Genomic DNA, 25,700 nt, shown 5'->3' with positions numbered 1-25,700 from the left:
TTCTGGTCTGCGCAGTGTTTGACTACAATGACGCCATTCCGTCAGATCCGGACATCGTGACGGCGCTTGAAGACAGCCGCAGGAAACCCATCCCATGAGCGTGACCACCGTAGCCATCCTGATGCTCGACGGCGTGCAGGCGCTGGACGTCGCCGGGCCGGTCGACGTCTTCGCCGAGGCCAATGCCTTTATCGGCCGCAAGGACCGCTATGAAACGGTGCTGGTGGGCAGGACGCGCAAGCCGCTGCGGGCGTCGAACGGCATGCAGCTGATGCCGGACCTGTCGCTGGGCGACGAAGCGCCCCGCTTCGATATCGTGTTGGTGGCCGGCGGCCCCGGGCTGCCGACCGCGCCGGCGGATGCCGCGGTGTCGAAGTGGCTGCGTACCGCGGCGTCGCGCGCGCGGCTGCATGGGTCCGTCTGTACCGGCGCCTTTGTGCTGGGTCATGCCGGCCTGCTGGACGGTCGCACGGTGACGACCCATTGGCAGAATGCCGCCCACCTCGCGGAGCGCTTTCCCGCCGCCACGGTCGAGTACGACCGCATCTATCTGCGCGACGGCAAGCTGGTCACCTCGGCTGGCGTCACCGCCGGAATCGACGTGGCGTTGGCCATGGTGCGGGAAGACCATGGCGCCGCGGTGGCGCTGGCGGTGGCCAAGCGGCTGGTGGTGGTGGCGCAGCGCCAGGGCGGCCAGTCGCAGTTCAGCCCGTATCTGGCCGCGGCGCCGACCCAGGCCGACTCACCGGTGGCACGCGCGCAGGCCTATGTGATGGCGAATATCGGTGCCAGGCTGACGCTCGACGCGCTGGCTGCCGAGGTCGGCATGAGCGGACGCAATCTGGTCCGCCTGTTCGTCGCGGATACTGGCATGACGCCGCACGCGTTCATCGAGCGGGCGCGCATCGATATCGCGCGCAATCTGCTGGAAGGCAGCGCCCTGCCGTTGAAATCGATCGCCTACAAGTGCGGCTTCGTGACGGTCGACCGCATGCGCGTGCTGTTCCAGCAGCGGCTGGGGATCTCGCCGGCGCAGTATCGCGCCAACTTCCGCTAGCGCCGGCGAGATCGTCGCGCCTCAGATCACGCCGCCGTTCGCGCGCAGCGTCTGCCCGTTGATCCACGCGCCATCGGGACCGGCCAGGAAGGCCACCGCATTGGCGATGTCCTCGGGCTGGCCAAGCCGCTCGAGCGGCGCCAGCTTGGCCAGCCGCTCGATGAGCTCCTGCGGCTTGCCGTCGAGGAACAGCGCGGTCGCGGTGGGACCGGGCGCCACCGTGTTGACGGTGATATTGCGGCCGCGCAGTTCCTTGGTCAGCACGTGCGTCATCGCTTCGACGCCGGCCTTGGTGGCCGCATAGATGCCGTAGGTGGGCTGATACAGGCCGACCACGCTCGACGACAGATTGATGATCCGCCCCCCCGTTGCGCAGGCGCCGCGACGCCTCGCGCAGCGTGTTGAAGGTGCCCTTCAGGTTGATGGCGACCTGGCTGTCGAACAGGGCGTCGTCGCTGTCGGCCAGCGTGGCCAGCCGCATGACGCCGGCGTTATTGACCAGCACATCGACGCCGCCGAAGGCGGTCTCGGCCGCGTCGAACATGCGCCGGACCGCGGCGCTGTCGCTGACGTCGGCCTGCGCGGTGATGGCGCGCCCGCCCGCCTGCTCGATCTGCCCGGCCAGCGCCTCCGCCTCGCGGGCGCTGCCGGCATAGTTGATGACGACGGTGAAGCCGTCGCGGGCCAGGCGCTGCGCGATCGCGGCGCCGATGCCGCGCGAGGCGCCGGTCACGATGGCGACCCGGCTTGCGGTGCGGTCGTTGGTGCGGTCGTTGGTGCTGTCGTTGGTACCTTCGTTGGTGCGGTGGCTGGTGCGTTCGTCGGTGCTCATGTCAGTTCTCCGTTGGAAGGTCGCGGAAAGAAGGGAATGCTTGCGACATGGGAGAACTATGCGCGGCGGCGCCAAAAAGATCATCGCCCAGGCATTGTCAGGACTGTTGGCCGGTCTTGAACAATGGTGCCGCCCTGGCAATCGGGCTGGCGCGTCGATTCGGCTGACCCGCTATGCAGCGCCAAGCAGCACTGCGACCAGATTGTCCGCCGCCGCGCGCAAGCGCTTCTCGTCCTGATAGACCCGTTCGACCACCACCAGCCCCCGCGTGAAGGTGACGATCAGCCGGGCCGCCTGCCGCGGCGGCAGCGCGAGCTGCGACGGTTCGCCTTCGCGTGACAAGCGCTCGAACAGCACCTGCTCGATATCGTCGAGCAAGGCCTTCAGGGCCGTGCGCAGCGGCCCGTCCAGATCTTCGGTGCCCACCGCGGTCTTGGTGCTGAGGCAGCCGCGGGTCGGCATCCCGCTGCCCATCGAAGTGGTCATCGAAACAATCACACAGCCGAAGAAGCTGCGCAGCGCGTCGCGCAGCCTGGGCTTGTCCAGCGCCTCGCGCATCTGGCTAACGAAGCGCTCGCGATAGACGTCGAACACGCGCAGGAACAGCGTCTCCTTGTCGCCATAGGCGTTGTACAGCGAGCCGCGCTGCACCCCGGTGGCCTCGGCCAGCTCTTGCATCGAGGTCGCCGCATAGCCCTTCTGCCAGAACAGCGCCAGCGCCTTGTCCAGCGCGAGGCTTTCATCGAATTGGCGAACGCCAGCCATCTGTTTCTCCGAATGCCGGGGCGTCAAATGCCCCTGGAAGACATGCCGCCATTTAAGCGCATGATTGACACATCCGTCAATCTTGACTATGTTGTCAAACATGACATGATTGTCAAACATGGCACGTCCATCGCGTTGTCGCTGGACGTTGGCCTCCCTCCGCCCTCCCTCAACAACCGAACGAATGACCAAGCCATCCCCCCACCTTCACGCCGGCACAGCTGGACCGCGCGCTGGTCTGGCGCTATATCTTTGCCGGCCTGTGCGCCAGCCTCGACAGCATCGGACTGGCGCGTTTCGCCTTCACCCCGCTGATTCCCGAACTGATCCAGGCGCACTGGTTCCCTGCCTCCAGCGTGATCTATCTGGGCGCCGCCAATCTGGCCGGCTATGTCAGCGGCGCGTTGATCGGCCGCGCCGTCGGCGCGCGCCTCGGCAACGAACGCACGCTGCGGCTGATGATGGTGTGGATCACCGCCGCCTTCCTCGCCTGCGCCGTGCCGCTGTCGTTCGGCTGGTATTTCTCCTGGCGCTTCATGTCCGGCATGGCGGGCGGGGTCGTCATGGTGCTGGTGGCCGGCACCATCCTGCCGCACGTACCGCCGGCGCGCAAAGGCGCCGCGGGCGGGGCGATCTTTCTCGGGCTGGGGCTTGGCATTGCGGGATCGGGCACGCTGATTCCGCTGCTGCTGGAACTGGGCCTGGCCCAGACCTGGATCGGCCTGGGCATTCTGTCGGCGCTGCTGACCGCCGCCAGCTGGTTCGCGTGGCCGCCGCGGCAACTGGATCGTGGCCACATGGTTCCGGCGAAAGCGGTATCAGTCGCGACGCCGCGTTTTGGCGGCGCCGTCTGGATGCTGTACCTGCAGTACGCGCTGATGGCCACGGCCGCCGTGGCGCCGATGGTCTTTCTGGTGGACTTCGTCGCCCGCGGCCTCGGCGCGGGGACACATCTGGGCGCGGTATTCTGGGCGATCTACGGACTGGGCGCCATCGCGGGCCCACCGCTGTACGGCTTCCTCGCCGATCGCCTCGGCGCCAGTCCGAGCATCCGGCTGGTCTCGGTGGTGCTGGCGATCGTGCTGGCCGCGGTCTACATCACCGACAATCTGCTGGTGCTGGGCGCCCTGACCGTTGTCATCGGCACCTTCGCGCCCGGCATGGTGCCGTTGGCGCTGGCCCGTGTGCACGAACTCGTGCCGGAGCACGCGCCACGGCAGAACATCGCCTGGAGCCGCGCCAGCATCCTGTCGGCGGCGGCGATGGCGGTCGCGGGTTATGCCTATTCCGCGCTGTTCAACGCAAGCGGGGGATCGCACCGGCTGCTGTTCCTGACCGCCGCGGCGCTGCTCCTCGTGGCATTGCTGGCGGACCTCTGCTTCCCGGCCAGGGCGAGGGATGCGCGGATGGCCCGCTCCTGAGCGCCGCTTACGCGGTCGCCGCGATCATCGCCAGCACGGCCGACGCCAGCTCGCTTTGGGCATCGCCGAGGGGTTCCAGCGCGTCGAAATGGTGGCCGTGCGGTTGCTCGACGATGCTGACGGGCACGCCGCGTTGCCGGAGCAGCGCGGCATATTCCGCCTGCTGGCGGTGATATTCATCGGACTCATCGCCGCCCACGGTGAGGATCATCGGCAGCGTGGTCGTCGGCGGATGGTGAATCGGGCTGTAGGCGGCGACGTCCGCCTCCGTCAGCCCCACCACCTTGTTGAGATAGCACAGCCGGATCGGCTCCAGGTCGTAGAGCCCGCTGATCGAGCAGCCGCCCTTCAACACGTCGGCCGGCAGGCCGACATCCTCCCATCGCGTGCCAGCCAGCATGCCGACCAGCTGGCCTCCCGCCGAATGGCCGGAGACGAAGATGCGATTGGCGTCGAAGCCCAGCACGCGCGCATTCCGGTGCAACCACACCACGGCACTGCGGTTGTCGCGCACGATCTCGGCCATCGTCGCGTCCGGTGCGAGCCGGTAGTTCAGCATCGCCACATCGATGCCGCGCGCGAGATACGGGGCGGCCAGATGGCTGGAGTCGGACTTGTCCAGCGCCTGCCAATAGCCGCCGTGAATGAAGATCAGCAGCGGCCGGCCCGGTCCACCAGCGGCGAAATAGTCCAGCGTCTGCTTAGGATCGCTGCCATAGGCGAGGTTTTCCTCGACTGCATGCGCCTGCCGGAAGGCCGCGGCATCCGCCGCCCACCGCGCCAGGATGGCCGGATGCTGCGGCACTGCGGCCCGGTTGTTGTACTGCTTGTCCAGCGATTCCTGATCCAGGTTGCGAAACACGGGCATGGAGCGAACCTCCGTATTGGTAAAACGGCGCGTAAAACGGCGGGTGGACGGCGGGTGGGCAGCGGGCGGACAGGGATGACGACGCCCCTGGAAGATATCAGGTTGCGGCGCGCCCCTCTTCCCCCGACGATCCGGCGCACCAGATCGCAGACCGTCGGCACCAAGGCCTCCAGCCGCGCCGGCCCGGCTCCCTCGATCCGCTCCAGCACCAGTTCGTGCACCGCGCCGACCAGGGCCAGTGCGCTCTCGTAGGGCAGGCGCTGCCGGCGCCGCTGGTCGGTGCCGACGGTGCGCTGGATGAATTCGGCCAGTTCGCGGTGGATCTGCCGGCGTACCGCCAGGCCGGGGCCGCCCAAGCTCAGGATTTCGATGAACAGCGTGCGCAGCAGCGCGGGGTTGCCCGCCATATAGCCGAGATAGGCGCGCATCGCGCCTTCGACCTGCGCGGTCCACGGCTGGCGCGGGTCGATCGCGTCGCGCAGCACCTGCAGCGCATGCCGGCTCGCGCTGACGTACAGCGCCATCAGGCAATCGGCCTTGGAATCGAAATGCTCGTAGAAGGTCCGGCGCGAGACGTTGGCCTCGGCGACGATATCGGCGATGGTGACTTCCCCCATAGCCTTTGCGCGCGACGGCGCCGGCCATGCCTTCGAGCAGGCGGCGTCGATGTTCGCTGCGGTCCGGCGCGGTGCCGGCGGTCAGGATGGCGGGTGCGTGCATGGGCGGCTCGTCATGGGTCGCTCGTCGTGGGTCACTCGTCGTGGGTCGCTCGTCGTGGGAAGCTCGTCGCCGGTCGCTCTTCGGAGGTCGCTCTTCGGAGGTCGCTCTTCGGAGGTCGCTCTTCGGGGGTCGCTCTTCGGGGTCGCTCTTCAGCGGGCGCTCGTCGCGGGACGTTCGTTATCCGCCGTCATGGTACTTGACAGTACCGGGGCCGCGCCATCATGATCGGTACTCCGCAGTACCAGACCCACGCACCCGGGAGACCACCGTGACGCATCTCGTCGTTCGCCGCCTGCTCGTCGATATGGAAGCGCCGATCCCGCGGCACTGGTGCGCGGGCGATCCGTTCCGCACGGCGTTCCTCAATGCGCTGTCGATGAGCTTTCCGGTCGGCGAGCAGTTCTTTATCGATGCGGTTCGCAATGGCCTGAAGGCCCTGCCGTCCGAACAGCAGGACCGCTTCCGGGCCGAGGTGCAGGGTTTCGTCGGCCAGGAGGCCACGCACCGCCGGCTGCACGGGCTCTACAACGAGCATCTGCGCAGGCAGGGGCTGGTCAATGCCTGGGAGGTTCGTTCGAAGGAACGGCTGAAGCAGCTGGAAGGGGTGGACCCGCGCCACCCGCTGGCGATCACGGCGGCGTTTGAACACTTCACCGCGATCTTCGCCGACTGGATGCTGCGCAATGCGGACATGCTCGGCGAGCAGGATCCGCGGCTGGCGACGCTATGGCTGTGGCACAGCGCCGAGGAAACCGAGCATCGCAACACCGCCTTCGATCTGTACCAGGCGCTGGGCGGCTCCCACGCATGGCGCATCACTTGGTTCCGCCGCATCAGCCTCACCTTCCTCGGCGATGCGCTGCGCCAGACCATCGACAACCTGCGCCGCGACGGCACGCTGTGGCAGTGGCGCACCTGGGCGGGCGCGGCGCGATTCCTGTTCGGCAAGCGCGGCCTGATCCGGCAGACGTTCGCCGCGTGGCGCGACTACTTCCGCCGCGATTTCCATCCGACCGATCACGACGCCAGCGCTTCGGCGCAATGGCTGGAGGCTCACCGGGACAAGTACGTGCCGGTCGGCGCCTGAAGGGGGCAGGAGCAGGCCGCGCGCCGACGGCCGCCCTGCCCGATTCTTACCCGATTACCAGTACGACAACACCAGCAGCCCGATCAGCACGATCGCGATAAACACCCATAGCATCGGGCGCGCGATCAGGTGGCGGCCGCGGGTCGATGCGCGGGCGGCCTCGGCGTTGGTGCCGTACTCATCTTTTCTCGGCATGGCGGTGACTCGAAGGGCTTGAAGTACTGCGACTGACGCACGGATCGTGCCGAGTGCGACAGCCGCGCACGCTGCAGCGCGCCATGCCGCGGCGCGTGCAATTTTGACAACTGCATGGCCGCCTTGACCTGCGTGCCCGCCGCACGCCCGCCGCCCGCCGCGCGCCCGCGGCACGCCGCCTCGCATGCCCCGCCGCACGCACCGCCGCACGCACCGCCGCACGCCCCGCCGCACGCCCCGCCGCATGCACCGTCGCCCGCCCCCCTTCGCACCCGCGATCCGTGCGATCACCGTGCACACCTTCCCCATCCCGCCGCCCGCTCGGCTATGCTTCGGTGGCCGGATTCCGCTGAGCCAGCCTCCGGCACGCGCTCCACCAAGACCAACAAAGCAAGGAGACCCGATGCGCATCGTCCGCCGGCGGCCCGCCGCCACCCTGCTCCGCCACCTCGCCCTCGTCGCCGCTGCCCTGCCCGTGCTGGCAGGCACCGCGTCCGCAGCGCCGCCCACCGACCGTTATGCCGCTCCCGGCCTGGAGAAACCGGCCAGCATCCTGATCGACCGCTGGGGCGTGCCGCATATCTACGCCGGTACGCTGTACGACGCCTTCTACGCGCAAGGCTTCATCGCCGCGCGCGACCGGCTCTGGCAGATCGACCTGTGGCGCAAGCGCGGGCTCGGCGAGATGGCCAAGGACTTCGGTCCGGCCTATGTCGACGGCGACCGCATGGCGCGGGCGGTGCTGTACCGCGGCGACATGTATCGCGAATGGCTGGCCTACGGCTCGGACGCCAAGCGCGTGGCGGAGGCCTTCGTCGCCGGCGTCAACGCCTACGTGGCACTGACCGAAGCGCAGCCCGACCTGCTGCCGCGCGAGTTCAAGCAGCTTGGCTACAAGCCCTCGCGCTGGCGCGCCGAGGACATCGTCCGCATCCGTCACCACGGCCTGACCCTGAATTTCACCGGCGAGGTCGACCGCGCCACGCTGTACTGCCAGGCCAAGGAGCAGGCGGTGCGCGCGGACTGGCTGCGACGCGAACTCGATCCGCCGATCACGCCGACGCTGCCCGAGGGACTGGATCCCTGCGCCGTGCCCGCCGCCGCGCTGAAGAAGGCCTATACGCTGGCCACCGCCGCGGCGAACTTCCCCAAGGAAGCCTGGCAGAAGGCGAGTGCCGATGCGGTGCCGGTGGACCAGCTCTACGCCGCCGTCGACGCGAACAGCGACACCGGCCGCAGCCTGGGCTCGAACAACTGGGTGATCGCCGGCAGCCGCACGTCCACGGGCCGGCCCATCCTGGCCAACGACCCGCACCGGGCGCACGGTGCGCCGAGCCTGCGTTATGTCTCGCATCTGAATGCGCCCGGGCTGTCGGTGATCGGCGCAGGCGAGCCCTTCCTGCCCGGCATCTCGATCGGCCACAACGGCACCATCGCCTTCGGCCTGACGCGCTTCTACATGGACCAGGAAGACCTGTACGTCTACGAGACCGATCCCGCGCAGCCCAAGTCCTACCGCTATCGCGGACGCTGGGAGCCGATGGAGACCATCACCGAGAAGATCACGGTCCGCGGCGAGGCCGAGCCGCGCACGGTGACGATCGACTTCACGCGCCACGGTCCGGTGCTCCATGCCGACGACGCCACCCATCGCGCCTGGGCGCTGCGCGCCGCCTGGCTCGATACCGGCATGGCGCCCTACTTCGGCTCGATGGACTACATGCGCGCCACCAACTGGGACCAGTTCCGCGCGGCGATGAACCGCTGGGGCGCACCCGGTGAAAACCAGGTCTATGCCGACCGCAACGGCAATATCGGCTGGATTCCGGGCGGCCTGACGGTGATCCGCCCGAATTGGGACGGCCTGTTCCCGGTACCGGGCGACGGCCGCTACGAGTGGGCCGGCTACCGCAACATGGACGAGCTGCCGTGGGCCTACAACCCGTCCACCGGCCATATCGTCACGGCCAACGAGAACAATATTCCGCCGGATCATCCGGCCGCGAAGCTCGGCGTCGGCTACGAATGGAGCGACAGCTCGCGGGCCCGCCGGCTCAAGAGCCTGGTCGCCGCCGCGCCGGTCAGCTCGCTGCGCGATTCGATCGCCTGGCAGAACGACACCGTGTCGCTGCCCGCGCAGCGCACGCTGGCGGTGATGCGCACCGTCGGCAACGCCGGTGCCGCGGCATCGCTGCTGCAGGACCCGCAGGTGCAGCGCGCCGTCGCGCTGCTGCGCGACTGGGACGGCAATGTGCGCGCCGACAGCGTGCCGGCGGCGCTGTTCGAGATCTGGTTCAGCAACCATCTGCGGCAGGCGGTGGTGCGCGCCGCGCTGCCCGAGGACGCGGCCAAGCTGGTCGGCGCCGGCGATGCGGCCCGCGTGCTGGCGGTACTGGAGCAGCCGGACACGTGGATGCCGGCGGCGCGGCGCGACGAAGTCATGCTGACCTCGCTGAAGGCCGCGATGGCCGAGCTCGAGCGGCGTTCGCCCTCGCCGGAGAAACTGGCGAACTGGGGTGCGCTGCATCGCGCGATCTTCCGCCATCCGCTCGCCAACATCGTCGACGACGCGACGCGCGCCCAGTACAACGTCGATGCCGGCGGCATCGGCGGGTCCGCCTTCACGCCGATGAACACCAGCTACCGCAACAGCGACTATCACCTGACCGCGGGTGCGTCGTTCCGCATGGTGCTGGACGTCGGCAACTGGGATCAGGGGCGCGTGGTCAATACCCCGGGTCAATCGGGCGATCCGGCCAATCCGCACTATCGCGATCTCGCACCGGTCTGGGCGAAGGGGCAGACGTTCCCGCTGGTGTATTCGCGCAAGGCGGTCGAACGTGCCGCGGAGAAGCGGATCGAGCTGACGCCGCGGTAAGGCGTCGTCACCGCATCGGTTGGCGTCGAAGATGCGGCAAGCGGGCGTGCCTTGTGCACGCCCGCTTTTTTAGCCCACCGCCTGCAGCGACCGTGGCTCGATGGCCTCCTGCGAGGGCGACAGCGACAGCGACGGCGACGGCGACTCCGCGGGCGCAGGCGCTGGCGAGACATGTACCCCAAACCCCGTGCGCCCCGGCGCGAGGTCATCCCGCAAGGTCAGCTGCGGAATCGCATAGTCCCCGCCGTTCTGCCGGCGAAATGGAATCGGCGGCGTCGTGTCCAGCCGATCCAGCCGCTGGCCGAGTTCCTCCCGGATGGTGGCAAAGCGCGCCGCATCGACGCGGCCGGTCCGGTAGACCACGTAGGGCGGCAACACGTCGAAGCCGGGGTAATGCAGGATGCCGTGCTGGATCGGGAACAGGATGTCGTCGATCGGCCCGTTGATGCCGCGCGGGCTGTAATGCGATTCCCATCCGCCGGCGGTGACGACCAGCATCGCCCGCTTGCCGGCCAGCGTGCCCTCGCCATAGCGATCGCCCCAGCGCGCATCCGAGTGTTCGCCCACGCCATAGGCAAACCCGTAGGCATAGACGCGTTCCACCCAGCCCTTCAGGATCGCCGGCATCGAGAACCACCACAGCGGAAACTGCAGGATTACCGCATCGGCCCACAGCAGCTTGCGCTGCTCGGTGGCGATGTCCTCGCTTTGCCTGCCGTGCTCGAACGCGTGTTTGGAGTCCAGCGACGCATCGAAGCGCTCGCCTGCCCGATGGTCGAGGTTGTCCGCGGCGTCGAGCGTGGCCTTCCACTGCATCGCGTAGAGATCGGATACCTGCACCGTATGGCCGGCCGCGTTCAGCCGCTCGACGGCAAAGTCGCGGATCGCCGCGTTCAGCGAGCGCGGTTCGGGATGCGCATAGACCAGAAGAACGTTCATCGTGAGCCTCCATTGCCCATTGCAAGAGGAGGCCAGCTTAGGGTCGCGTCCGGTATATTGGAAATGAATTTGTGAAATTCCAGGTATTGCCATGAACAATTTCGGACGGCTGGATCTGAACCTGCTGATCACGCTCGACGCCCTGCTGGCGGAGCGCAATGTCACGCGTGCGGCCGAGCGGCTGCATCTGTCGCAGCCCTCGGTCAGCGTGCAGCTGGCCAAGCTGCGCGAGACGCTGGGCGACCCGCTGCTGTTGCCGGGCCCGCGCGGCATGCGGCCGACGGCGCGTGCCGAGGCGCTGCGCGAGCCCTTGCGCGAAGCGCTCGAGGCGCTGCAGCGCGCCGTATCGCCACAGGGTCCGTTCGATCCGGCGCAGGCGACCGACACCTGGCGCATCGCCGCCTTCGACTACGCCGAATCGACCATCGTGCTGCCGGTGCTGCGCAGCTTGCGCGCGATGGCGCCCGGCACCCGGCTCGCGGTCGTGCAGGCGGTGCCGTCGCTGCTGGCGCGGCAGGCGGAACAGGGCGAGATCGATCTGGCCTTCCATACCACCGAAGGCGCGCCGCCGGGCCTGCATCGCCGGCCGCTGTTTACCGAGCGCTATGTGCTGGTCGCCCGCGCCGGACACCCGGGCCTGAAGCGCAAGCCGACGCCGGCGCAGTTCTGCAGGCTCGAACACGTGATCGTGTCGCCCGATGGCGGCGGCTTTCACGGGCCGACCGACGAGGCATTGGCCGCGCGCGGTCTGTCGCGCCGGGTCGTGCTGTCGGTGCCGCATTTCCTGTTCGTGCTGTCCGTGCTGGCCAGCACCGATCTGGTGGCGATGCTGCCGTCGCGGCTGGTGCGCGATGCCGCCGGCCTGAAGGTGGTCGAAGCCCCGATCGAGATACCGGGCTACGAGATGTCGATGCTGTGGCATGAGCGCGTCCATCGCGACCCGGCGCATCGCTGGCTGCGCGACACCATCGTGGCATCGGTGTAGTCCCGGGCCCGGGCAGCCTTGCACGGGCAGCCCTGCACAGGCAGCTTGCGCGGGCAGCCTTACACCGGCTGCATACCGGGCAGCAAGGGGATGCGCTCGGCAAGGAAATCCATCAGCACGCGCACGCGGGCCGGCTGATAGCGGCGGCTCGGATAGACGAGGAAGGCGTCCTGCGCGCTGCCATGCCAGCGTGGCAGCACGCGCACCAGCGTGCCGTCGTCCAGCAGATCCTGCACCAGCCAGGCCGGCGTCAGGCCGAAGCCGGCGCCGTCGACAAAGCCCTCGCGCATCGCCAGCGAGTTGTTGACGCGATAACGGCAGGGCGCCTCGATCGTGGCCGGGCCGTCCGGCCCTTCCATCACGATCGCGTCGCCACCGGCCAGCCACGCGAAACGCAGAATCGGCACCGACCCCAGGTCCGCGGGACGGCGCACGCGCTTGTGCCGCGCCATCAGCGCGGGGCTCGCCACCAGCATGCGCGGCGACACGGCGATGCGCCGCGCGACCACATTGGGCGGCAGTTGCGCCCCGAGCCGCAGCGCCAGATCGACGCCCTCGGCCACCAGGTCGACATAGCGGTCGTCGAACAGCAGCTCGACCTCGACCTCGGGATAGCGCTGCTGGAACGCAAGCACCAGCGCGTTCAGGCGCAGCACACCGAAGCTGACCGGCGCGCTCAGGCGGACCAGCCCGGACGGACGCTCGGCCTGCCCCTGCGCATCGCCGACGGCCTCGCCGAACTCCTCCAGCACGCGCCGCGCACGCTCGTAGAAGCGGCGCCCGGCCTCGGTCGGCGACAGGCTGGTGGTGCTGCGCTCGAGCAGCCGTACGCCGAGCTGCTTCTCGAGCGCGGCCACCACCTTGCTGATGGTCGGCTGCGATGCCTGCTGTTCCCGCGCGACGGCCGACAGGCTGCCCAGTTCGACGGCCCGTACGAAGGTCTGCATTGCGCGAATGGTGTCCATGAAGGATTTCCTGACAGGAGTTGGGCCGCAACGCGGAGCGCGGATGGCGGGTGGGGCGGCGGATGCCAGGCAGCGGATGCCTCATTCCAATATCGAATGGGCGACATGCCATTCTGCCATCTTCTGCAAGATATCGGCATACCGTAGCGTGGCACCTGTACCGGCTCGCGGCCGGCTTCCACAGGACGATTCGAACCATGCCGACCTCTTTTGCTCATGCCCTTCCCCCGTGCCCTTCCCCCTTGCCTTTCCCCATGCACTGCGCCGACACTGGCTGCGCACCTGCGCCGCCGTCGCGCTGGGCACCGCGGCGCCTGCCGCGCTCGCCACCGAAGCGCCCACGGCCCACTGGCTGCCGACCTGGACCGCCAGCGAGCAGCCGGTCTGGCAGGCCGGCGAACTGCCGCTGCCGACCGGCGTGCCGGCACGGCTCGACAACCAGACGCTGCGCCAGATCGCAAGGATCAGCGTCGGCGGCGCGCGTGCACGCCTGGTGCTGTCGAACCGATACGGACGCGAGCCGGTAACGATCGGCGCGGCGCGACTTGCCCTTGCCGCCGGGCGCGACGGCATCGATGCAACAACCGATCGCGCGGCGACCTTCGACGGCAGTCCGTCGATCACGATTCCGGCCGGTGCCACCGTGACGAGCGACGCCATCGAGCTTGCACTGCCGCCGCTGAGCGAACTCGCGGTCAGCCTGCATCTGCCGAAGCCGGTCCGGCCCGGCGGCTTTCATTGGGATGGCCGGCAGACCGCCTGGCTGGCGCCGGGCAACGCCACGCGCGATGCCACGCTGCCGGATGCGGCCTCCTTCAGCGGCAGGCTGCTCGTCGCCGCCATCGAGGTAGAGGCGAATCACGGCGCGGGGGCCGTGGTCGCAATCGGCGATTCGATCACCGAGGGCAATGGGTCGACGGTCGACGCCAATCGCCGCTGGCCCGACGGACTCGCCGAACGGCTGGCGCCGCAAGGCCTGGCGGTGCTCAATGCCGGCATCTCGGGCGGGCAGCTGTTGCGCGACGGCATGGGCGAATCGGCGCTGGCGCGCTTCGAGCGCGACGTCCTCGCTCAGAAGGGTCTGCGCGCGGTCATCGTCGCCATCGGCATCAACGACATCGGCTGGCCGGGTTCGACGTTCGCCCCGCGGAGACCGCTACCGGACGCGGCCGCGATGATCGAGGGCTATCGCGCACTGATCCGCCGCGCGCACGAACGCGGTATCCGGGTAATCGGCGCCACCATCACGCCGTTTGCCGGCGCGCTGGCCGGTACGCCGATCCGCGGCTACGACCAGCCGCCGCGAAAGGAAGCGCTGCGGCACGCCATCAATGCGTGGATACGCAACAGCGGCGAGTTCGACGCCGTCGCGGATTTCGACGCGGCGTTGCGCGACCCGGCACGGCCCGAGGCGATGCAGCCGCGCTACGACAGCGGCGACCATCTGCATCCGGGCGATGCGGGCTATCGGCGAATGGCGGAAGTCGCTGCAACAGCGGTCGCCGAGGTCGCCGGAGTCGCCGGAGTCGCCGGGGTCGCCGTGGGCGCAGCGGTCGCACCAAGCGCCGCGACCGACTGAACGGCGTTGCCGGCGCCGCGCAATCTATCGGCGATCGTCGGTCAACCTGGCCACCGCCGCCTGCAGGATCTCGTCGGACAGCGCCGGCTCGTCGACCGCGCGCGACAGCATCAGCGCGCCGACGATCTGCGACAGCACGGCCAGCGCCTCCGGCCGCGACATCTCCACGCCCGCCTGCCGCTTCATCTCGATCAGCAGGCCGGCATAGTCCTCGACCGCTTTCGAGAACACGGCCCGCACCGGTTGCGCGCGATGGCGCGTATGGCCGCTGCACGCGGCGAGCAGGCAGCCGCGGTCCGCCGCATCGCGGTGCGTCGCCGACAGATAGCGCTCGACGAAGGCGGTAAAGGCTTGCTCCCCGCCCTGCTCGCGCATCCGCTGCCAGAACGCCAGGTTTTGCTCCAGCGCCTGCTCGCTCGCCTCGCGCGCGAGCTCCTCCTTCGAGGCGAACTGCTTGTAGAAGCCGCCCTGCGTCAGGCCCGCCGCCTTCATCAGATCGGCGATGCCGATGCCGTCGAAACCATGCTCGCGAAACAGCCGGCTCGAGGTCTCGACGACCCGCCGGCGGTTCTCCTCGGCCTGTGCGCGACTGACCCGCATCCTGCTCTCCTGTCATATGGCGCGGCCGCCGCTTCGGCGCCCCGCGCAAAATAGATGTTGATCTAAATCTAAAACGCATTTAGATTGCGACCACCATCATAACCACTTGCCGACGCCGCTGACCAGCGTGCCGGGAGAAACAGGATGCAGAACATGCCAGCCGATGCGGGCGCCAACGCTGCCAACGCCGCCGCCAGCCACATCACCAGTCCCCCTCACCAGCCCCACCGCCGGCCCAACCACCCGCATGCTGACCGGCAGCACGCTGGCGATGCTCGGCGGCCTGGCCGCGCTGGGCGCGCTGGCCACCAACATCATCCTGCCCGCCTTCCCCGCGATGGGCGCCAGCCTCGGCGTGCCGGTGGCCGAACTGGGGGGCCGCGCTCAGCAGCTTCTTCCTGGCCTTCGCGATCGGCCAGCTAGTCGCCGGTCCGCTGTCCGACCGCTGGGGACGCCAGCCGCTGGTGCTCGGCGGCCTGGCCGTCTTTATCGCCGGCAGCCTGATCTGTGCCGCCGCCGATACGCTGGGCATGCTGATCGCCGGCCGCGTGGTGCAGGCCTTCGGCGTCTGCGCGGCCTCGGTCCTGTCCCGGGCGATCGCCCGCGACCTGTTCGATGGCGCCGCGCTGGCGCGCGCGCTGGCCCTGACGATGGTGGCAATGGCCGCCGCGCCGGGCTTCTCGCCGCTGATCGGCAGCGCGCTCGACAGTTGGCTCGGCTGGCGCTCGGCCTTCGTCGCGCTGGCCGTGGCGGGCGCGGCATTGGCGCTCCACTACCGGCTTTCGACCGGCGAGACGCACGCGCCCGATCGCCGCCAGGCCGTGTCGATGGGCAAGGTCCTGCGCGGCTATCTCGCGCTGCTGGCCGACCGCCGCTTCATCCTGTCGGCGGGCGCGGTGGGCCTGATGACCGGCAATACCTTCACGTTCTTCGCCGCCGCGCCGCGCGTGCTGATGGGCAAGCTCGGCTTGTCTTCGCTGTCGCTCGGGGTGTTCTTCGCCATCACGGTGTTCGTCGTGTTCGCCGCGGGCTTTCTGGCGCCGCGGCTGGCGAAGGCGCGTGGCCTGCGGACAGTGGCCATGTCCGGCATCGTGATCGCCGCCGCCGGCGGCGCCGCGCTGATGGCCGTGCCGGGCACATCGCTGGCGGGCTTTGTCGGCGGGATCGCGGTATTCCTGTTCGGCATGGGGCTGGTCAATCCGCTGGCCACCGCGATGACGCTGCAGCCCTTCGGCCGCGAAGCCGGTGCCGCCTCGGCGTTGCTGGGTTTCCTGCAGATGTTCTGCGCCGCGCTGGGTACCGCGCTGGCGTCCCTGCCCTCCGACGCCCCGGCACGCCTGCTCGGCATGGTCATTGCAACGGCCTCCGTCCTCGGCCTGCTGCTGTTCCTGCAGACCCGCAGCCCGGCGACCACCGCCAACTAGCACACCCGCCACCGGGCACCGCCGCCCGGCCGGCCTGGAACTTCGCGCCGGCGCACCGACTCACACCGGGATACCTGTCCCACAGGCTCGGCCGCTTTCCTTCGGCGGCCTCACCGTCGAGAGGTGCGCAGATGAGACTGCAAGGCAAGACTGTGCTGGTGACCGGCGCCGCGTCCGGCATCGGCCGCGGCATCGCGCTGCGGCTGGCAAGCGAAGGCGCCAACGTGGTGGTGGCGGTGCATCGGCTGGACGAACGCTCCGAGCAGGTGCAAAAGCAGATCCGCGAGGCCGGCGTGCAGGCATGGGTCGTGAAAGGCGACGTCGCGGGCGTGGGCGAGGTCGAGCGGCTGTTCCGCGAGGCCGCCGCTGCCGCCGGTTCGATCGACGCGCTGATCAACAACGCCGGCGTCGAGATCCGCGCGCCGTTCGGCGAGGTCACCGAGGAAGACTACGACCGCGTGCTGAACGTCAACCTGAAGGGCCCGTTCTTCCTGTCGCAGCAATTCGTGCAGCACTGCCGCCAGCAGGGCCGCGGCGGCAAGATCGTCAATATCAGCTCGGTGCACGAGGATCTGCCCTTCCCCCAACTTCACCAGCTACTGCGTCAGCAAGGGCGGACTGCGCATGCTGATGCGCAACCTCGCGATCGAGCTGGCGCCGCTCGGCATCACCGTCAACAACATCGCGCCGGGGGCGATCCAGACCCCGATCAACAAGGGCTTGGAGCAACGCCCCGACCAGCTGCGCGCGCTGCTGGCCAATATTCCGCTGGGCCGGCTCGGCGAGCCGGGCGACGTGGCGGGACTGGCGGCCTTCCTGTGCAGCGCCGACGCGGACTACATCACGGGGGCCACGCTGGTGATCGACGGCGGGCTGCTGTGGAACTATGCGGAGCAATAGAGACGCGATCCGCGCGGCGCAGGACAGCCCCTCGGGCACGGCCCATGCCGTTCCGCCCGTCACGCCGGCCGCGCCGGACGGCCCCAATGCGCAGGCTGTCGCCGAGGGCGTCCATCCCGCCGCGGAAGCCGCGACCCGCGAGCCGGCGGTTACCCGGCTGCCCTGCCCGCCGCCGCACCGGCTCGAGGGATGCGCGCATGCCGATGCGCTGTCCCCGGCCGAGCGCTATGGCGAGCTGTTCGTCCGCGTGCAGGCCAGCGGCATCTTCGCGGACAGCAAGACCTTTCCCGATTGCCTGCCGCTCGCTCCGCCCGAGGAGATTCTGGACCGCTACCGGCGGCAGCGCGATCTTCCCGGCTTCGCGCTGGAGGCCTTCGTCGCCGAGCATTTCGCGCGCAGCACCGTACCGGACAGCCACTACGTCTCCAACCGCGACGAATCGCTGCGCGAACATATCGACAGCCTGTGGCCGGTGCTGACGCGCGATCCGATCGACCATCCGCCCTGGTGCTCGCTGCTGCCGCTGCCTCACCCCCTATGTCGTGCCCGGCGGACGCTTCGGCGAGCTGTACTACTGGGATTCCTATTTCACGATGCTGGGACTCGAGGCCAGCGGCCGCCACGATCTGGTGCGGGCGATGGCGGACAACTTCGCCTATCTGCTCGACAGTTACGGGCTGGTGCCCAACGGCACGCGCAGCTACTACCTGAGCCGTTCGCAACCGCCGGTGTTTACGCTGATGACGGAACTGTTCGAGGCGCAGGGCTTGGAGCCACCGCATGCCTACCTGCCGCATCTGCGCGCGGAACACGCGTTCTGGATGGACGGCGCCGAACGATTGAGCCCGGGCACCGCGCATCGGCGCGTGGTGCGGCTGCCGGACGGCAGCCTGCTGAACCGCTACTGGGACGACCATGCCCGCCCGCGCGAGGAATCGTTTCTCGAGGACGTCGTCACCGCGCACCGCGGCGACCGGCCGGCCCACCTAGTCTTTCGCGATCTGCGCGCCGCCGCGGAATCGGGCTGGGACTTCAGCTCGCGCTGGCTCGACGAGTCGGCCCCCGGCATGCCGGCATCGCTGTCGACGATCCGCACCACCGCGATCCTTCCGATCGACCTCAACGCGCTGCTGTGGCATGCCGAGACGCGCCTGTCCGCGCTGTGCGAACGCACCGGCGATGCCGCTGGCGCGGCCCGCTATGCCGCGATGGCGCACGCACGGCGCGAGGCGGTCGAGCGGCATCTGTGGCACCCGGAGCTGGGCGCCTTCGTCGACTACGACTGGCATCGCGGCGCCCGGCGACAGTGCCTGACCGCGGCCACCGTGATGCCGCTGTTCGTCGGGCTGGCATCGGACCATCAGGCCGCCGCTATCGGCGCCGCGCTGCGGACGCGGCTGCTCGCCGAAGGGGGGACTGGCCACGACCTGCGTGCGCTCGGGCGAGCAGTGGGACCAGCCCAACGGCTGGGCACCGCTGCAGTGGCTGGCCATCCAGGGCCTGCGCCGCCATGGCGACGAGGCGCTGGCGCACGAGATCGCCGACCGTTGGCTGTCCACCGTCGCCGGCCTCTATCGGCGCGAATACAAGCTCGTCGAGAAATACCGGCTGCGCCGCAAGGGCCGCCATGCACTTGGCGGCGGCGGCGGCGAATATCCGCTGCAGGACGGCTTCGGCTGGACCAACGGCGTGGTGGCGATGCTGCTGCAGCACTATCCGGAGCATCCGGCGGCGGGGACGCGGGCCGGGGTTGGCGCGAACGGCAACTAAGAAGCGGCAAGCCAGGAACGGCGGCCAGGGGCAGCGTTCACTGGCATCCGCGCTGCATCGACCGGTGCTCCGGGTGTCATGCGCAACTCGTCACACCGAATCATTGCATAGGCAATTCCATACAGAAGCCAGGGTGAAGTTTGGCCGATCCCCGCCGTTAGCCATCGCGTCTGCTACCGCAGGCCTCGTCAACCGGCCGGCGCCATCGATGGCGGCCCCTTCCTGGAATTTGCTTCGTATGTTCTCCTCCATCCGCTCGCGCATCGTGGCGCTGTGCGTGGGCATTGTCGTGGCCGCGCTCGCGGTCAATGCCGCCGTCAATTACGTCGTCGCCGACTCCTACAACGACACGGCGATCGACAGTTCGCTGAGCGCGCTGCAGGCCGGCCATGCCGGCGCGATCGCCGACTGGGTCGACGGCCATGGCCGGATGATTGCCTCGCTGCGCGATGCGGTGCTGCAGGCCGATCCGTCCGCCGCGTTGAAGCAGGTCACGGACGCCGGCGGCTTCGTCAACGTCTATGTCGGCTATGACGACAAGCGCGCGATCTTCTCCAATCCGACCGGCATTCCGCCCGGCTACGACCCGACCGGCCGCCCCTGGTATCGGCAGGCGGCCGCGGCCGGCAAGCCGGTGGTCACGCCGCCCTATGTCGATGCCGGCAGCGGCAAGCTGGTCGTGGCCTTCGCCGCGCCCGTCGTCGCCGACGGCGGCGTCAAGGCGGTGGTGTCGGGCGACGTGGCGATGGACCGCGTGATCGCCAACGTCAAGGCGATCCACCCCACGCCGTCGAGCTTCGGCATGCTGGTCACGCAGGCCGGGCTGATCGTCGCGCATCCGGACGACAAGCTGACGCTCAAGCCCGTCGCCGATCTGGTGCCGGGTTTCGACGCCGCGCAACTGGCCGCGCTGCTGACGGCCGCCGCGCCGACCGAAGTGCAGGTCGGTGGTGCAACGAAGCTGCTGCGCGCCCGTGCGATTCCGAACACCGACTGGATTGCGGTAATCGCGCTGGACAAGACCGAAGCGACCGCGGGCATGCGCTCGGTGCTGATGGCCTCCGCGCTGACGCTGATCGTGATCGCGCTGGTCGCCGCCGCGCTGGCCGGCATGGCGACGGCGGCCTCGTTCCGCCGCCTGTCGCAGGTGCGCGACGTGATGGACGCGATCGGTTCGGCCGATGGCGACCTGACGCGCCGCCTGCCGGCCGACGGCAAGGACGAGGTCGCGCAGATCGCGCGGGCGTTCAATACCTTCGTCGACAAGCTGTGCTCGGTGATGCGGCAGATCCGCGATGCCAGCGAATCGGTGCGCCACGCGGCCCACGAGATCGCCGCGGGCAACCTGGATCTGTCGCAGCGCACCGAGTCGGCGGCGGCCAGCCTGCAGCAGACCGCCGCGTCGATGGAGCAGATTACCGCGACCGTGGCGCAATCGGCCACCTCGGCCAAGCAGGCCGACGATTCGGCGGTCGCCGCTTCGCAGATCGCCTCCGAGGGCGGCGTCGTGATCGGCGAGGTCATCGGCACGATGGACAAGATCGAACACGCCTCGGCCAAGGTCTCCGACATCATCGGCGTGATCGAGGGCATCGCCTTCCAGACCAATATCCTGGCGCTGAACGCAGCCGTGGAAGCGGCCCGCGCGGGCGATCAGGGCCGCGGATTCGCGGTGGTCGCCGGCGAGGTCCGCGGGCTGGCCCAGCGCAGCGCGCAGGCCGCCAAGGAGATCAAGACGCTGATCGAATCGACCGTCGGCGAGGTCGCCTCGGGCTCGGGCCAGGTGCGCAAGGCCGGCGAGACGATGACGGCGATCGTCGGCAATGTGTCGCAGGTCAGCACCGTGATCTCGGAGATTTCCAATGCGGCCGTCGAGCAGACGCGCGGCATTCAGGAGGTCAACCAGGCGGTGGGCCAGCTCGACGAGATGGTGCAGCAGAACGCCGCGCTGGTGGAGCAGTCGTCGGCGGCCGCGTCGGCGCTGCAGGCGCAGGCCAACAAGCTGGCGGGGGCGGTGGGATTGTTCCGGCTGGCTTGAAGCGGATCACGACGTCCCCCCCGCGCAGGCGGGAACCGCGCGTCTTGCGGCGCCCCGGGGTTTCCCGCTTTGGCGGGGGGACGGATCGGTTGGCCGGCGTTGCCGGCGCGGCTTATTCCAGCCCGGCCTTGTCCAGGCCGAACGCCTTGTCCGCCGACCCCGGCACCGTGCGGAACGCGACGTTGGCGCGATTCCAGCCGTTGATGCCCATCACCGCGAAGGTCAGGTCGGAGAGCTCCTTCTCCGACAGCTGGGCGCGCACGCGCTCGTAGACGTCGTCCGGCACGCCGTGCGGCGGCAGCTGCGTCAGCGTCTCTGTCCATTCCAGCACCGCGCGCTCGCGCGGCGAGAACAGCGTCGACTCGCGCCAGATGGCGACATGGTAGACGCGCAGCTCGCGCTCGCCGTGCAGCTTGGCCTCCTTGACGTGCATGTCGAGGCAGAACGCGCAGCCGTTCAGTTGCGAGGCGCGGATCGATACCAGATCGAGCAGCGATCGCTCGATCGCGCCGCCATCGATCGCGTTGCTGAAGTTCAGATAGGCCTTGAACAGCTCGGGCGATTGCTGGATGTAGTTCAGGCGTTGGGTCATGGCTTTCTCCTGGTCGAAATGGTTGCGCACCGGTCTGGGCGCAATGGTCATCGTGGCGGCGGCCGGCGGCCGCCCACCTCAAAAAACGTGGGCTCGCTCAGCAGGCGCCGCGGGCCAGCGCGATGCGCAGCAGCTTGTCGGGGTTGCGCTGGGCGTGGATGCGGACGATGCGCTCGCCGTCGGTCTCGTAGCACTGCGCCGACTCCAGCTGTCCGTCGATGAAGCGCAGCACGGCCCAGTCGCCATTGAGCAGCGCCAGTTCGGCGCGTACCGTCTGCCCGTGGCGCTGCGGCGCGACCGCGAACACCTTGGCGATGCGCCAGCCGCCGACCAGCGGCTTGGGGAAGCTCGGCACCTTGCCGCCGCCGTCTCCGATCAGCTCGGCGTCCTCGGCGAGCATCGACTGCAACGCCGCCATGTCGCCGCGCTCCATCGCCTGGGCAAAGCCCTGCAGCAGCCGCAGATGCGTCTCGCGCGGGACGGCGAAGCGCGGCCGCTCGTCGCGCAGCTGGACCTTGGCGCGGCTGACCAGCTGGCGGCAGGCGGCTTCGCTCTTGCCGATCGCGCGTGCGACGTCCGCGTAGTCGGCGTCGAACACCTCGCGCAACAGGAACGCCGCGCGCGCCTCCGGGCTCAGCCGTTCGAGCAGCAGCAGGAAGGCCACCGACAGGTCGTCGGCCCGCTCGGTCAGCTGCTCGGGGGTGGCGGGCGATTCGGTCAGTTCGGGTTCGGGCAGCCAGATGCCGGCGTAGTGCTCGCGCTGGGTCTTGGCCATGCGCAGCCGGTCGATCGACAGCCGCGTGGTGACGGTGACCAGCCAGGCCTCGGCGTTGTCAATGCGGCCGCGGTCGGCCTCATGCCAACGCAGCCAGGCGTCCTGCACCACATCCTCGGCCTCGGCCACGGTGCCCAGCATCCGGTAGGCGATGCCGTGCAGGCGCCGCCGCAGCCGGGCGAAGGTCAGCGTGGCGGGATCGGTGGGAGCGGCCGTAGCGGCCGTGGCTGTTGTGGCCGCCGTTGCAGCCGTTGCAGCCGTGGTCGCCGTAGTGGCCGGATCCGGCCGATCGCGGGTATCGGGTGGACGGGTCATCGCGTTCGATATCGTCAAGGGTCAATGCCATGGCACAACCGTGGCGCCGCCACGGTGCCGGCGTGGCACTGTAGCAGCCAGTTCAAACCCAAGACGTCTGGCGCGAGCCGTTTGTGACAGCGCTGCCGTACCGCGCGCAGATGGAACGCCGTACCGCCCGCCGCGCCACGGTCAGGCGCCGGCCTCCGCCAGCACCCGGGCCGCCGGCATCCGGTCCCAATATGGGGGGATAGCTGATCACCAGCCCGGCGGCGTCGACCACCAGCTCGGCGGTGAATTCGGAGTCCTGGCCGTGGTAGCCGCTGAGGCCGGCGCCGGCCCGCTGCCGTTCCGCTGCCGGCCCGAGCGTCTCGTAGCGAAAGCGGCGGCGGCCGTCCGCTTCCGTGGCCAGCAAGGTATAGCGCTGGCGGACCGGCTCGACCGCCAGTTCGGGCAGACGGACATAGGCCATCGTGAAGACCTGGCCCACGCCCGGCTGCCAGTTGGCATGGCATATCGGCAGCGTGTTGGTGATCGGCGTGGCCATGATGTCGATGTAGGCGGCGTCGGCAAGGTCGTCGCGCGGGCCCTGCCCATCGGTCCACTGCCTGCCGTCCCACGCGAGCTGCAGGGCCCGCGTGTCGCCCTGGTACTCGGTCCTGGCATCGAGCCGGAGAAAGCGCCAGTCCGCCTCGCATTCGAGCCGATAGGCCAGCTCGAGCGGACCGTCGTCCCATTGGACCTGCACCCGTCCCTGGACCAGTACGCGATCCGGGCCGCGCTTCACCGCGGCGACATCGAGGCCGGTCCGCGTTTGCCAGGACCACGCCACCAGTTGAAGGCCGGCGGTTTGCAGATGGCCGGCCGGGGTTGTCGATGGATTCATGATCGCCCTCCTTTTGCGCGGACAGCGGGGGCGCGACGGCGCCTCGTGCAAGGCGCCGGCCCCGCGCCAATCGAGACCGTCAATTTATCGCGATACCGGCAGGCCGGCGATGCGGAATCGGCATCGATTCCGGGTATTCATTGGCTTCGCGCGGTGGCAATACTTAATAACCAGGAATAACCGGAAAAATAATCGGAAGGTAAGCCGCCTTGCCATTTATTAATCTCCCCATATTCCATGTAACGGCATCACGTATTGCCCCATCTCTTCCCGCCAGGGTGTCACGCAATACGCATCGCCCGCCATTTTACCGGCGGGCTTTTTTGGTTTCCCATAATCATTCGACAACCACCTGAAGCGCCGCAGCATAGTGATTTCCGGAATGAATCCCTGCTGGTGAAAACCCTGCCATCCCTTTCACTTGACTTAATTGATATATCACATACCTTGTAACCCATCGCCACACCCAATGCGAGCGGGGCGATGACCGTGATGGCAACCGGCACCCCAACAGAGGGACACCAACGGCAAGGAGGAATGCATGGAAAACGATTCGACCGGGTCGTCCATCGCCGCCAGATCAGTTTAAGCAAGCCCGCTTCGCCCCATCCTTCAGTTCCGATCGCGCCTGCCTTCCCCGGCAGGGCATTAGCGTAGGGTTTTTTTGTTTCAGGAGCGGATGTGTAACGGACATAGAAGCCAACGATACAGGAGACATTGAAATGCTAGCGACGATATCCCAGCCGAGGTGCGGCACCGCACATTCGGACAGGAAGGATCAAACGATTGAAGGAGTGCGCCATGAATAATTCGTCGACGGCGGCATTCCGCCCCAATCCCGAGGTCTCCGAAAAGACGCGCTGGATACAGCTTCTCGTTGGCGTCGTCTGCATGATCGCCACCGCCAACGTCCAATACGCCTGGACGCTGTTTGTCCCCGAAATCCAGGAAACCTACGGCTGGTCGCGCGCCAATATCCAGATCGCCTTCACGGTCTTCGTGCTGGTGCAGACGTGGCTGGCGCCGATCGAGGGCTACTTCATCGACAAGTTCGGCCCCCCGCATGATGGTCGCGTTCGGCGCGGTGCTGATGGGTGGGGCGTGGGTCATCAATTCGCAGGCCACCACGCTGATGGGCTTCTATGTCGGCGCCGCGGTCGGCGGCCTGGGTGTCGGTTCGATCTACGCGACCTGCATCAACAACGCGATCAAGTGGTTCCCCGACCGCCGCGGCCTCGCGGTGGGCCTGACGGCCGGCGGCTACGGCGCCGGTTCGGCGGCCACGATCCTGCCGATCGCCGCGATGATCGAATCGTCCGGCTTCCAGCACACCTTCCTGTTCTTCGGCGTGCTGCAGGGCTCGCTGGCATTCGCCGCCGCATGGTTCCTGCGCTCGCCGAGGCCCCACGAGGTCAAGGCATCCCAGAAGCTGGTGCAGGCCACGCGCGACTACACACTGAAGGAAGCGATGTGCACCAAGCTGTTCTGGCTGATGCTGGTGATGTTCGTGCTGGTGGTCACCGGCGGCATGATGGCCGTGGCCCAGCTCGGCGTCATCGCCAAGGACCTCGGCGTCAAGGACTTCCAGGTCGACCTGCACTTCTTCGTGATGGCCGCGCTGCCGCTGGCGCTGATGCTCGACCGCATCATGAACGGTGTCTCCCGGCCGTTGTTCGGCTGGATCTCCGACCATATCGGCCGCGAGAAGACCATGGTGATCGCGTTCTCGCTGGAAGGGATGGGCATCATCGCGCTGGGGTATTTCGGCCACAACCCGTACGCCTTCCTGATCCTGTCGGGTGTGGTGTTCCTGGCCTGGGGCGAGGTCTACTCGCTGTTCTCGGCGCTGGCCGGCGATGCCTTCGGCACCAAGCACATCGGCAAGATCTACGGCGTGCTCTACACCGCCAAGGGTATCGGCGCGCTGTTCGTGCCGATCGGCAACCTGATCATGGAGGCGACCGGCACCTGGTCCACCGTGCTCTACACCGTGGCGACGATGGACCTGATCGCGGCGTTCCTGGCCTTCATGGTGCTGCGGCCGGTGCTGGCCGGACATGTGGCGGCGTCGAGAAGCCTGTTCTCGAAGGAGACCGCGGCAGCCGGCACGCAGGTCCCGGCCTGACCGGA

General features: G+C 68.6%; 20 protein-coding genes and 4 pseudogenes. 12 read left to right on the top strand and 12 right to left on the bottom strand.

All coding sequences use genetic code 11. The annotated features are described in order from the left end of the window. Positions 1-100: 100 nt before the first annotated feature. A complete protein-coding gene (locus OJJOAM_RS22155) occupies positions 101-1,057 on the top strand; it encodes a GlxA family transcriptional regulator (protein WP_422651017.1) in 957 nt (318 codons plus the stop codon). A gap of 21 nt (positions 1,058-1,078) precedes the next feature. Here OJJOAM_RS22155 and OJJOAM_RS22150 read toward each other — a convergent pair. Then, positions 1,079-1,889: pseudogene (locus OJJOAM_RS22150) on the bottom strand (SDR family oxidoreductase). Positions 1,890-2,060: 171 nt separating this feature from the next. After that, positions 2,061-2,654, bottom strand: a complete 594-nt coding sequence (locus OJJOAM_RS22145; protein WP_265635394.1) for a TetR/AcrR family transcriptional regulator — start codon at positions 2,652-2,654, stop codon at positions 2,061-2,063. 221 nt (positions 2,655-2,875) lie between these two features. Between OJJOAM_RS22145 and OJJOAM_RS22140 the strand changes: the two genes are divergently transcribed. Next, the gene (locus OJJOAM_RS22140; protein WP_422651016.1) at positions 2,876-4,075 is read left to right on the top strand and encodes a YbfB/YjiJ family MFS transporter; all 1,200 of its coding nucleotides are present in this window, start codon (positions 2,876-2,878) and stop codon (positions 4,073-4,075) included. A gap of 7 nt (positions 4,076-4,082) precedes the next feature. Here OJJOAM_RS22140 and OJJOAM_RS22135 read toward each other — a convergent pair whose 3' ends face one another. Both OJJOAM_RS22135 and OJJOAM_RS22130 read right to left on the bottom strand, forming a co-directional pair. Further along, positions 4,083-4,943, bottom strand: a complete 861-nt coding sequence (locus OJJOAM_RS22135; RefSeq protein ID WP_422649861.1) for an alpha/beta hydrolase — start codon at positions 4,941-4,943, stop codon at positions 4,083-4,085. A 566-nt stretch (positions 4,944-5,509) separates the two neighbouring features. Continuing rightward, a pseudogene (locus OJJOAM_RS22130) lies at positions 5,510-5,560 on the bottom strand (hypothetical protein); the annotation flags it as partial. Positions 5,561-5,931: 371 nt separating this feature from the next. Here OJJOAM_RS22130 and OJJOAM_RS22125 point away from each other — a divergent pair. After that, complete coding sequence (locus OJJOAM_RS22125; RefSeq protein ID WP_422649860.1) at positions 5,932-6,750, top strand: metal-dependent hydrolase; 819 nt, start codon at positions 5,932-5,934, stop codon at positions 6,748-6,750. Positions 6,751-6,804: 54 nt separating this feature from the next. Here OJJOAM_RS22125 and OJJOAM_RS22120 read toward each other — a convergent pair whose 3' ends face one another. After that, the gene (locus tag OJJOAM_RS22120; RefSeq protein WP_226105854.1) at positions 6,805-6,945 is read right to left on the bottom strand and encodes a hypothetical protein; all 141 of its coding nucleotides are present in this window, start codon (positions 6,943-6,945) and stop codon (positions 6,805-6,807) included. Between the two features lie 403 nt (positions 6,946-7,348). Here OJJOAM_RS22120 and OJJOAM_RS22115 point away from each other — a divergent pair, with 403 nt between their 5' ends. After that, positions 7,349-9,823, top strand: coding sequence for a penicillin acylase family protein (locus tag OJJOAM_RS22115; protein WP_422649859.1), 2,475 nt, complete (start codon positions 7,349-7,351; stop codon positions 9,821-9,823). 69 nt (positions 9,824-9,892) lie between these two features. Here OJJOAM_RS22115 and OJJOAM_RS22110 read toward each other — a convergent pair whose 3' ends face one another. Beyond that, on the bottom strand, positions 9,893-10,762 hold the full coding sequence (locus OJJOAM_RS22110; protein ID WP_422649858.1) for an NAD(P)H-dependent oxidoreductase: 870 nt from the start codon (positions 10,760-10,762) through the stop codon (positions 9,893-9,895). 91 nt (positions 10,763-10,853) lie between these two features. Here OJJOAM_RS22110 and OJJOAM_RS22105 point away from each other — a divergent pair, with 91 nt between their 5' ends. Next, positions 10,854-11,747: a LysR family transcriptional regulator gene (locus OJJOAM_RS22105; RefSeq protein WP_422649857.1), complete on the top strand. Its 894-nt coding sequence runs from the start codon at positions 10,854-10,856 to the stop codon at positions 11,745-11,747. A 59-nt stretch (positions 11,748-11,806) separates the two neighbouring features. Here OJJOAM_RS22105 and OJJOAM_RS22100 read toward each other — a convergent pair whose 3' ends face one another. Further along, entirely contained in the window at positions 11,807-12,712 is a 906-nt protein-coding gene (locus OJJOAM_RS22100; RefSeq protein WP_422649856.1) for a LysR substrate-binding domain-containing protein, read from the bottom strand. Between the two features lie 229 nt (positions 12,713-12,941). Between OJJOAM_RS22100 and OJJOAM_RS22095 the strand changes: the two genes are divergently transcribed. Continuing rightward, positions 12,942-14,291 carry an SGNH/GDSL hydrolase family protein gene (locus OJJOAM_RS22095; protein WP_422649855.1) on the top strand — a complete coding sequence of 450 codons (1,350 nt, stop codon included), beginning with the start codon at positions 12,942-12,944 and terminating at the stop codon, positions 14,289-14,291. A gap of 24 nt (positions 14,292-14,315) precedes the next feature. On the opposite strand, the gene OJJOAM_RS22090 is transcribed toward OJJOAM_RS22095, so the two are convergent. Beyond that, entirely contained in the window at positions 14,316-14,891 is a 576-nt protein-coding gene (locus OJJOAM_RS22090) for a TetR/AcrR family transcriptional regulator (RefSeq protein ID WP_422649854.1), read from the bottom strand. A 96-nt stretch (positions 14,892-14,987) separates the two neighbouring features. After that, a complete protein-coding gene (locus OJJOAM_RS22085; protein ID WP_422649853.1) occupies positions 14,988-15,209 on the bottom strand; it encodes a hypothetical protein in 222 nt (73 codons plus the stop codon). 80 nt (positions 15,210-15,289) lie between these two features. On the opposite strand from OJJOAM_RS22085, the gene OJJOAM_RS22080 reads away from it, so the two are divergent. The 5 genes and pseudogenes from OJJOAM_RS22080 (at position 15,290) to OJJOAM_RS22060 (ending at position 21,023) form a co-directional block, all read left to right on the top strand. Further along, the gene (locus OJJOAM_RS22080) at positions 15,290-16,315 is read left to right on the top strand and encodes a Bcr/CflA family efflux MFS transporter (protein ID WP_422651015.1); all 1,026 of its coding nucleotides are present in this window, start codon (positions 15,290-15,292) and stop codon (positions 16,313-16,315) included. A gap of 131 nt (positions 16,316-16,446) precedes the next feature. Continuing rightward, positions 16,447-16,842: pseudogene (locus OJJOAM_RS22075) on the top strand (SDR family NAD(P)-dependent oxidoreductase); the annotation flags it as partial. 97 nt (positions 16,843-16,939) lie between these two features. After that, positions 16,940-17,215: an SDR family NAD(P)-dependent oxidoreductase gene (locus OJJOAM_RS22070; protein WP_422649852.1), complete on the top strand. Its 276-nt coding sequence runs from the start codon at positions 16,940-16,942 to the stop codon at positions 17,213-17,215. Between the two features lie 542 nt (positions 17,216-17,757). Further along, the gene (locus OJJOAM_RS22065) at positions 17,758-19,122 is read left to right on the top strand and encodes a trehalase family glycosidase (protein ID WP_422649851.1); all 1,365 of its coding nucleotides are present in this window, start codon (positions 17,758-17,760) and stop codon (positions 19,120-19,122) included. Between the two features lie 101 nt (positions 19,123-19,223). Beyond that, complete coding sequence (locus OJJOAM_RS22060; protein ID WP_422649850.1) at positions 19,224-21,023, top strand: methyl-accepting chemotaxis protein; 1,800 nt, start codon at positions 19,224-19,226, stop codon at positions 21,021-21,023. Positions 21,024-21,135: 112 nt separating this feature from the next. Here OJJOAM_RS22060 and OJJOAM_RS22055 read toward each other — a convergent pair whose 3' ends face one another. From OJJOAM_RS22055 to OJJOAM_RS22045, 3 genes are all read right to left on the bottom strand, one after another. After that, positions 21,136-21,615: a carboxymuconolactone decarboxylase family protein gene (locus OJJOAM_RS22055; RefSeq protein ID WP_149316061.1), complete on the bottom strand. Its 480-nt coding sequence runs from the start codon at positions 21,613-21,615 to the stop codon at positions 21,136-21,138. Positions 21,616-21,712: 97 nt separating this feature from the next. After that, positions 21,713-22,705, bottom strand: a complete 993-nt coding sequence (locus OJJOAM_RS22050; RefSeq protein ID WP_422649849.1) for an RNA polymerase sigma-70 factor — start codon at positions 22,703-22,705, stop codon at positions 21,713-21,715. Between the two features lie 82 nt (positions 22,706-22,787). Beyond that, complete coding sequence (locus OJJOAM_RS22045) at positions 22,788-23,570, bottom strand: putative glycolipid-binding domain-containing protein (RefSeq protein ID WP_422649848.1); 783 nt, start codon at positions 23,568-23,570, stop codon at positions 22,788-22,790. Between the two features lie 801 nt (positions 23,571-24,371). Between OJJOAM_RS22045 and oxlT the strand changes: the two are divergent. After that, positions 24,372-25,695 (top strand): annotated as a pseudogene (oxlT, locus tag OJJOAM_RS22040) (oxalate/formate MFS antiporter). The last annotated feature ends 5 nt before the right edge of the window (positions 25,696-25,700 follow it).

The sequence above is a fragment of the Cupriavidus sp. H18C1 genome, from assembly GCF_049311595.1.
Lineage (GTDB): Bacteria > Pseudomonadota > Gammaproteobacteria > Burkholderiales > Burkholderiaceae > Cupriavidus > Cupriavidus cauae.
This window is presented reverse-complemented; position numbering and strand designations above follow the sequence as displayed.

What these genes read in the sequence shown, in the direction of transcription:
- OJJOAM_RS22145 (WP_265635394.1), bottom strand. Translation starts at nt 2,654, where the DNA reads ATGGCTGGCGTTCGCCAATTCGATGAAAGCCTCGCGCTGGACAAGGCG.
- OJJOAM_RS22135 (WP_422649861.1), bottom strand. Translation starts at nt 4,943, where the DNA reads ATGCCCGTGTTTCGCAACCTGGATCAGGAATCGCTGGACAAGCAGTAC.
- OJJOAM_RS22120 (WP_226105854.1), bottom strand. Translation starts at nt 6,945, where the DNA reads ATGCCGAGAAAAGATGAGTACGGCACCAACGCCGAGGCCGCCCGCGCA.
- OJJOAM_RS22115 (WP_422649859.1), top strand. Translation starts at nt 7,349, where the DNA reads ATGCGCATCGTCCGCCGGCGGCCCGCCGCCACCCTGCTCCGCCACCTC.
- OJJOAM_RS22110 (WP_422649858.1), bottom strand. Translation starts at nt 10,762, where the DNA reads ATGAACGTTCTTCTGGTCTATGCGCATCCCGAACCGCGCTCGCTGAAC.
- OJJOAM_RS22105 (WP_422649857.1), top strand. Translation starts at nt 10,854, where the DNA reads ATGAACAATTTCGGACGGCTGGATCTGAACCTGCTGATCACGCTCGAC.
- OJJOAM_RS22100 (WP_422649856.1), bottom strand. Translation starts at nt 12,712, where the DNA reads ATGGACACCATTCGCGCAATGCAGACCTTCGTACGGGCCGTCGAACTG.
- OJJOAM_RS22090 (WP_422649854.1), bottom strand. Translation starts at nt 14,891, where the DNA reads ATGCGGGTCAGTCGCGCACAGGCCGAGGAGAACCGCCGGCGGGTCGTC.
- OJJOAM_RS22085 (WP_422649853.1), bottom strand. Translation starts at nt 15,209, where the DNA reads ATGATGTTGGTGGCCAGCGCGCCCAGCGCGGCCAGGCCGCCGAGCATC.
- OJJOAM_RS22070 (WP_422649852.1), top strand. Translation starts at nt 16,940, where the DNA reads ATGCTGATGCGCAACCTCGCGATCGAGCTGGCGCCGCTCGGCATCACC.
- OJJOAM_RS22060 (WP_422649850.1), top strand. Translation starts at nt 19,224, where the DNA reads ATGTTCTCCTCCATCCGCTCGCGCATCGTGGCGCTGTGCGTGGGCATT.
- OJJOAM_RS22055 (WP_149316061.1), bottom strand. Translation starts at nt 21,615, where the DNA reads ATGACCCAACGCCTGAACTACATCCAGCAATCGCCCGAGCTGTTCAAG.
- OJJOAM_RS22050 (WP_422649849.1), bottom strand. Translation starts at nt 22,705, where the DNA reads ATGACCCGTCCACCCGATACCCGCGATCGGCCGGATCCGGCCACTACG.
- OJJOAM_RS22045 (WP_422649848.1), bottom strand. Translation starts at nt 23,570, where the DNA reads ATGAATCCATCGACAACCCCGGCCGGCCATCTGCAAACCGCCGGCCTT.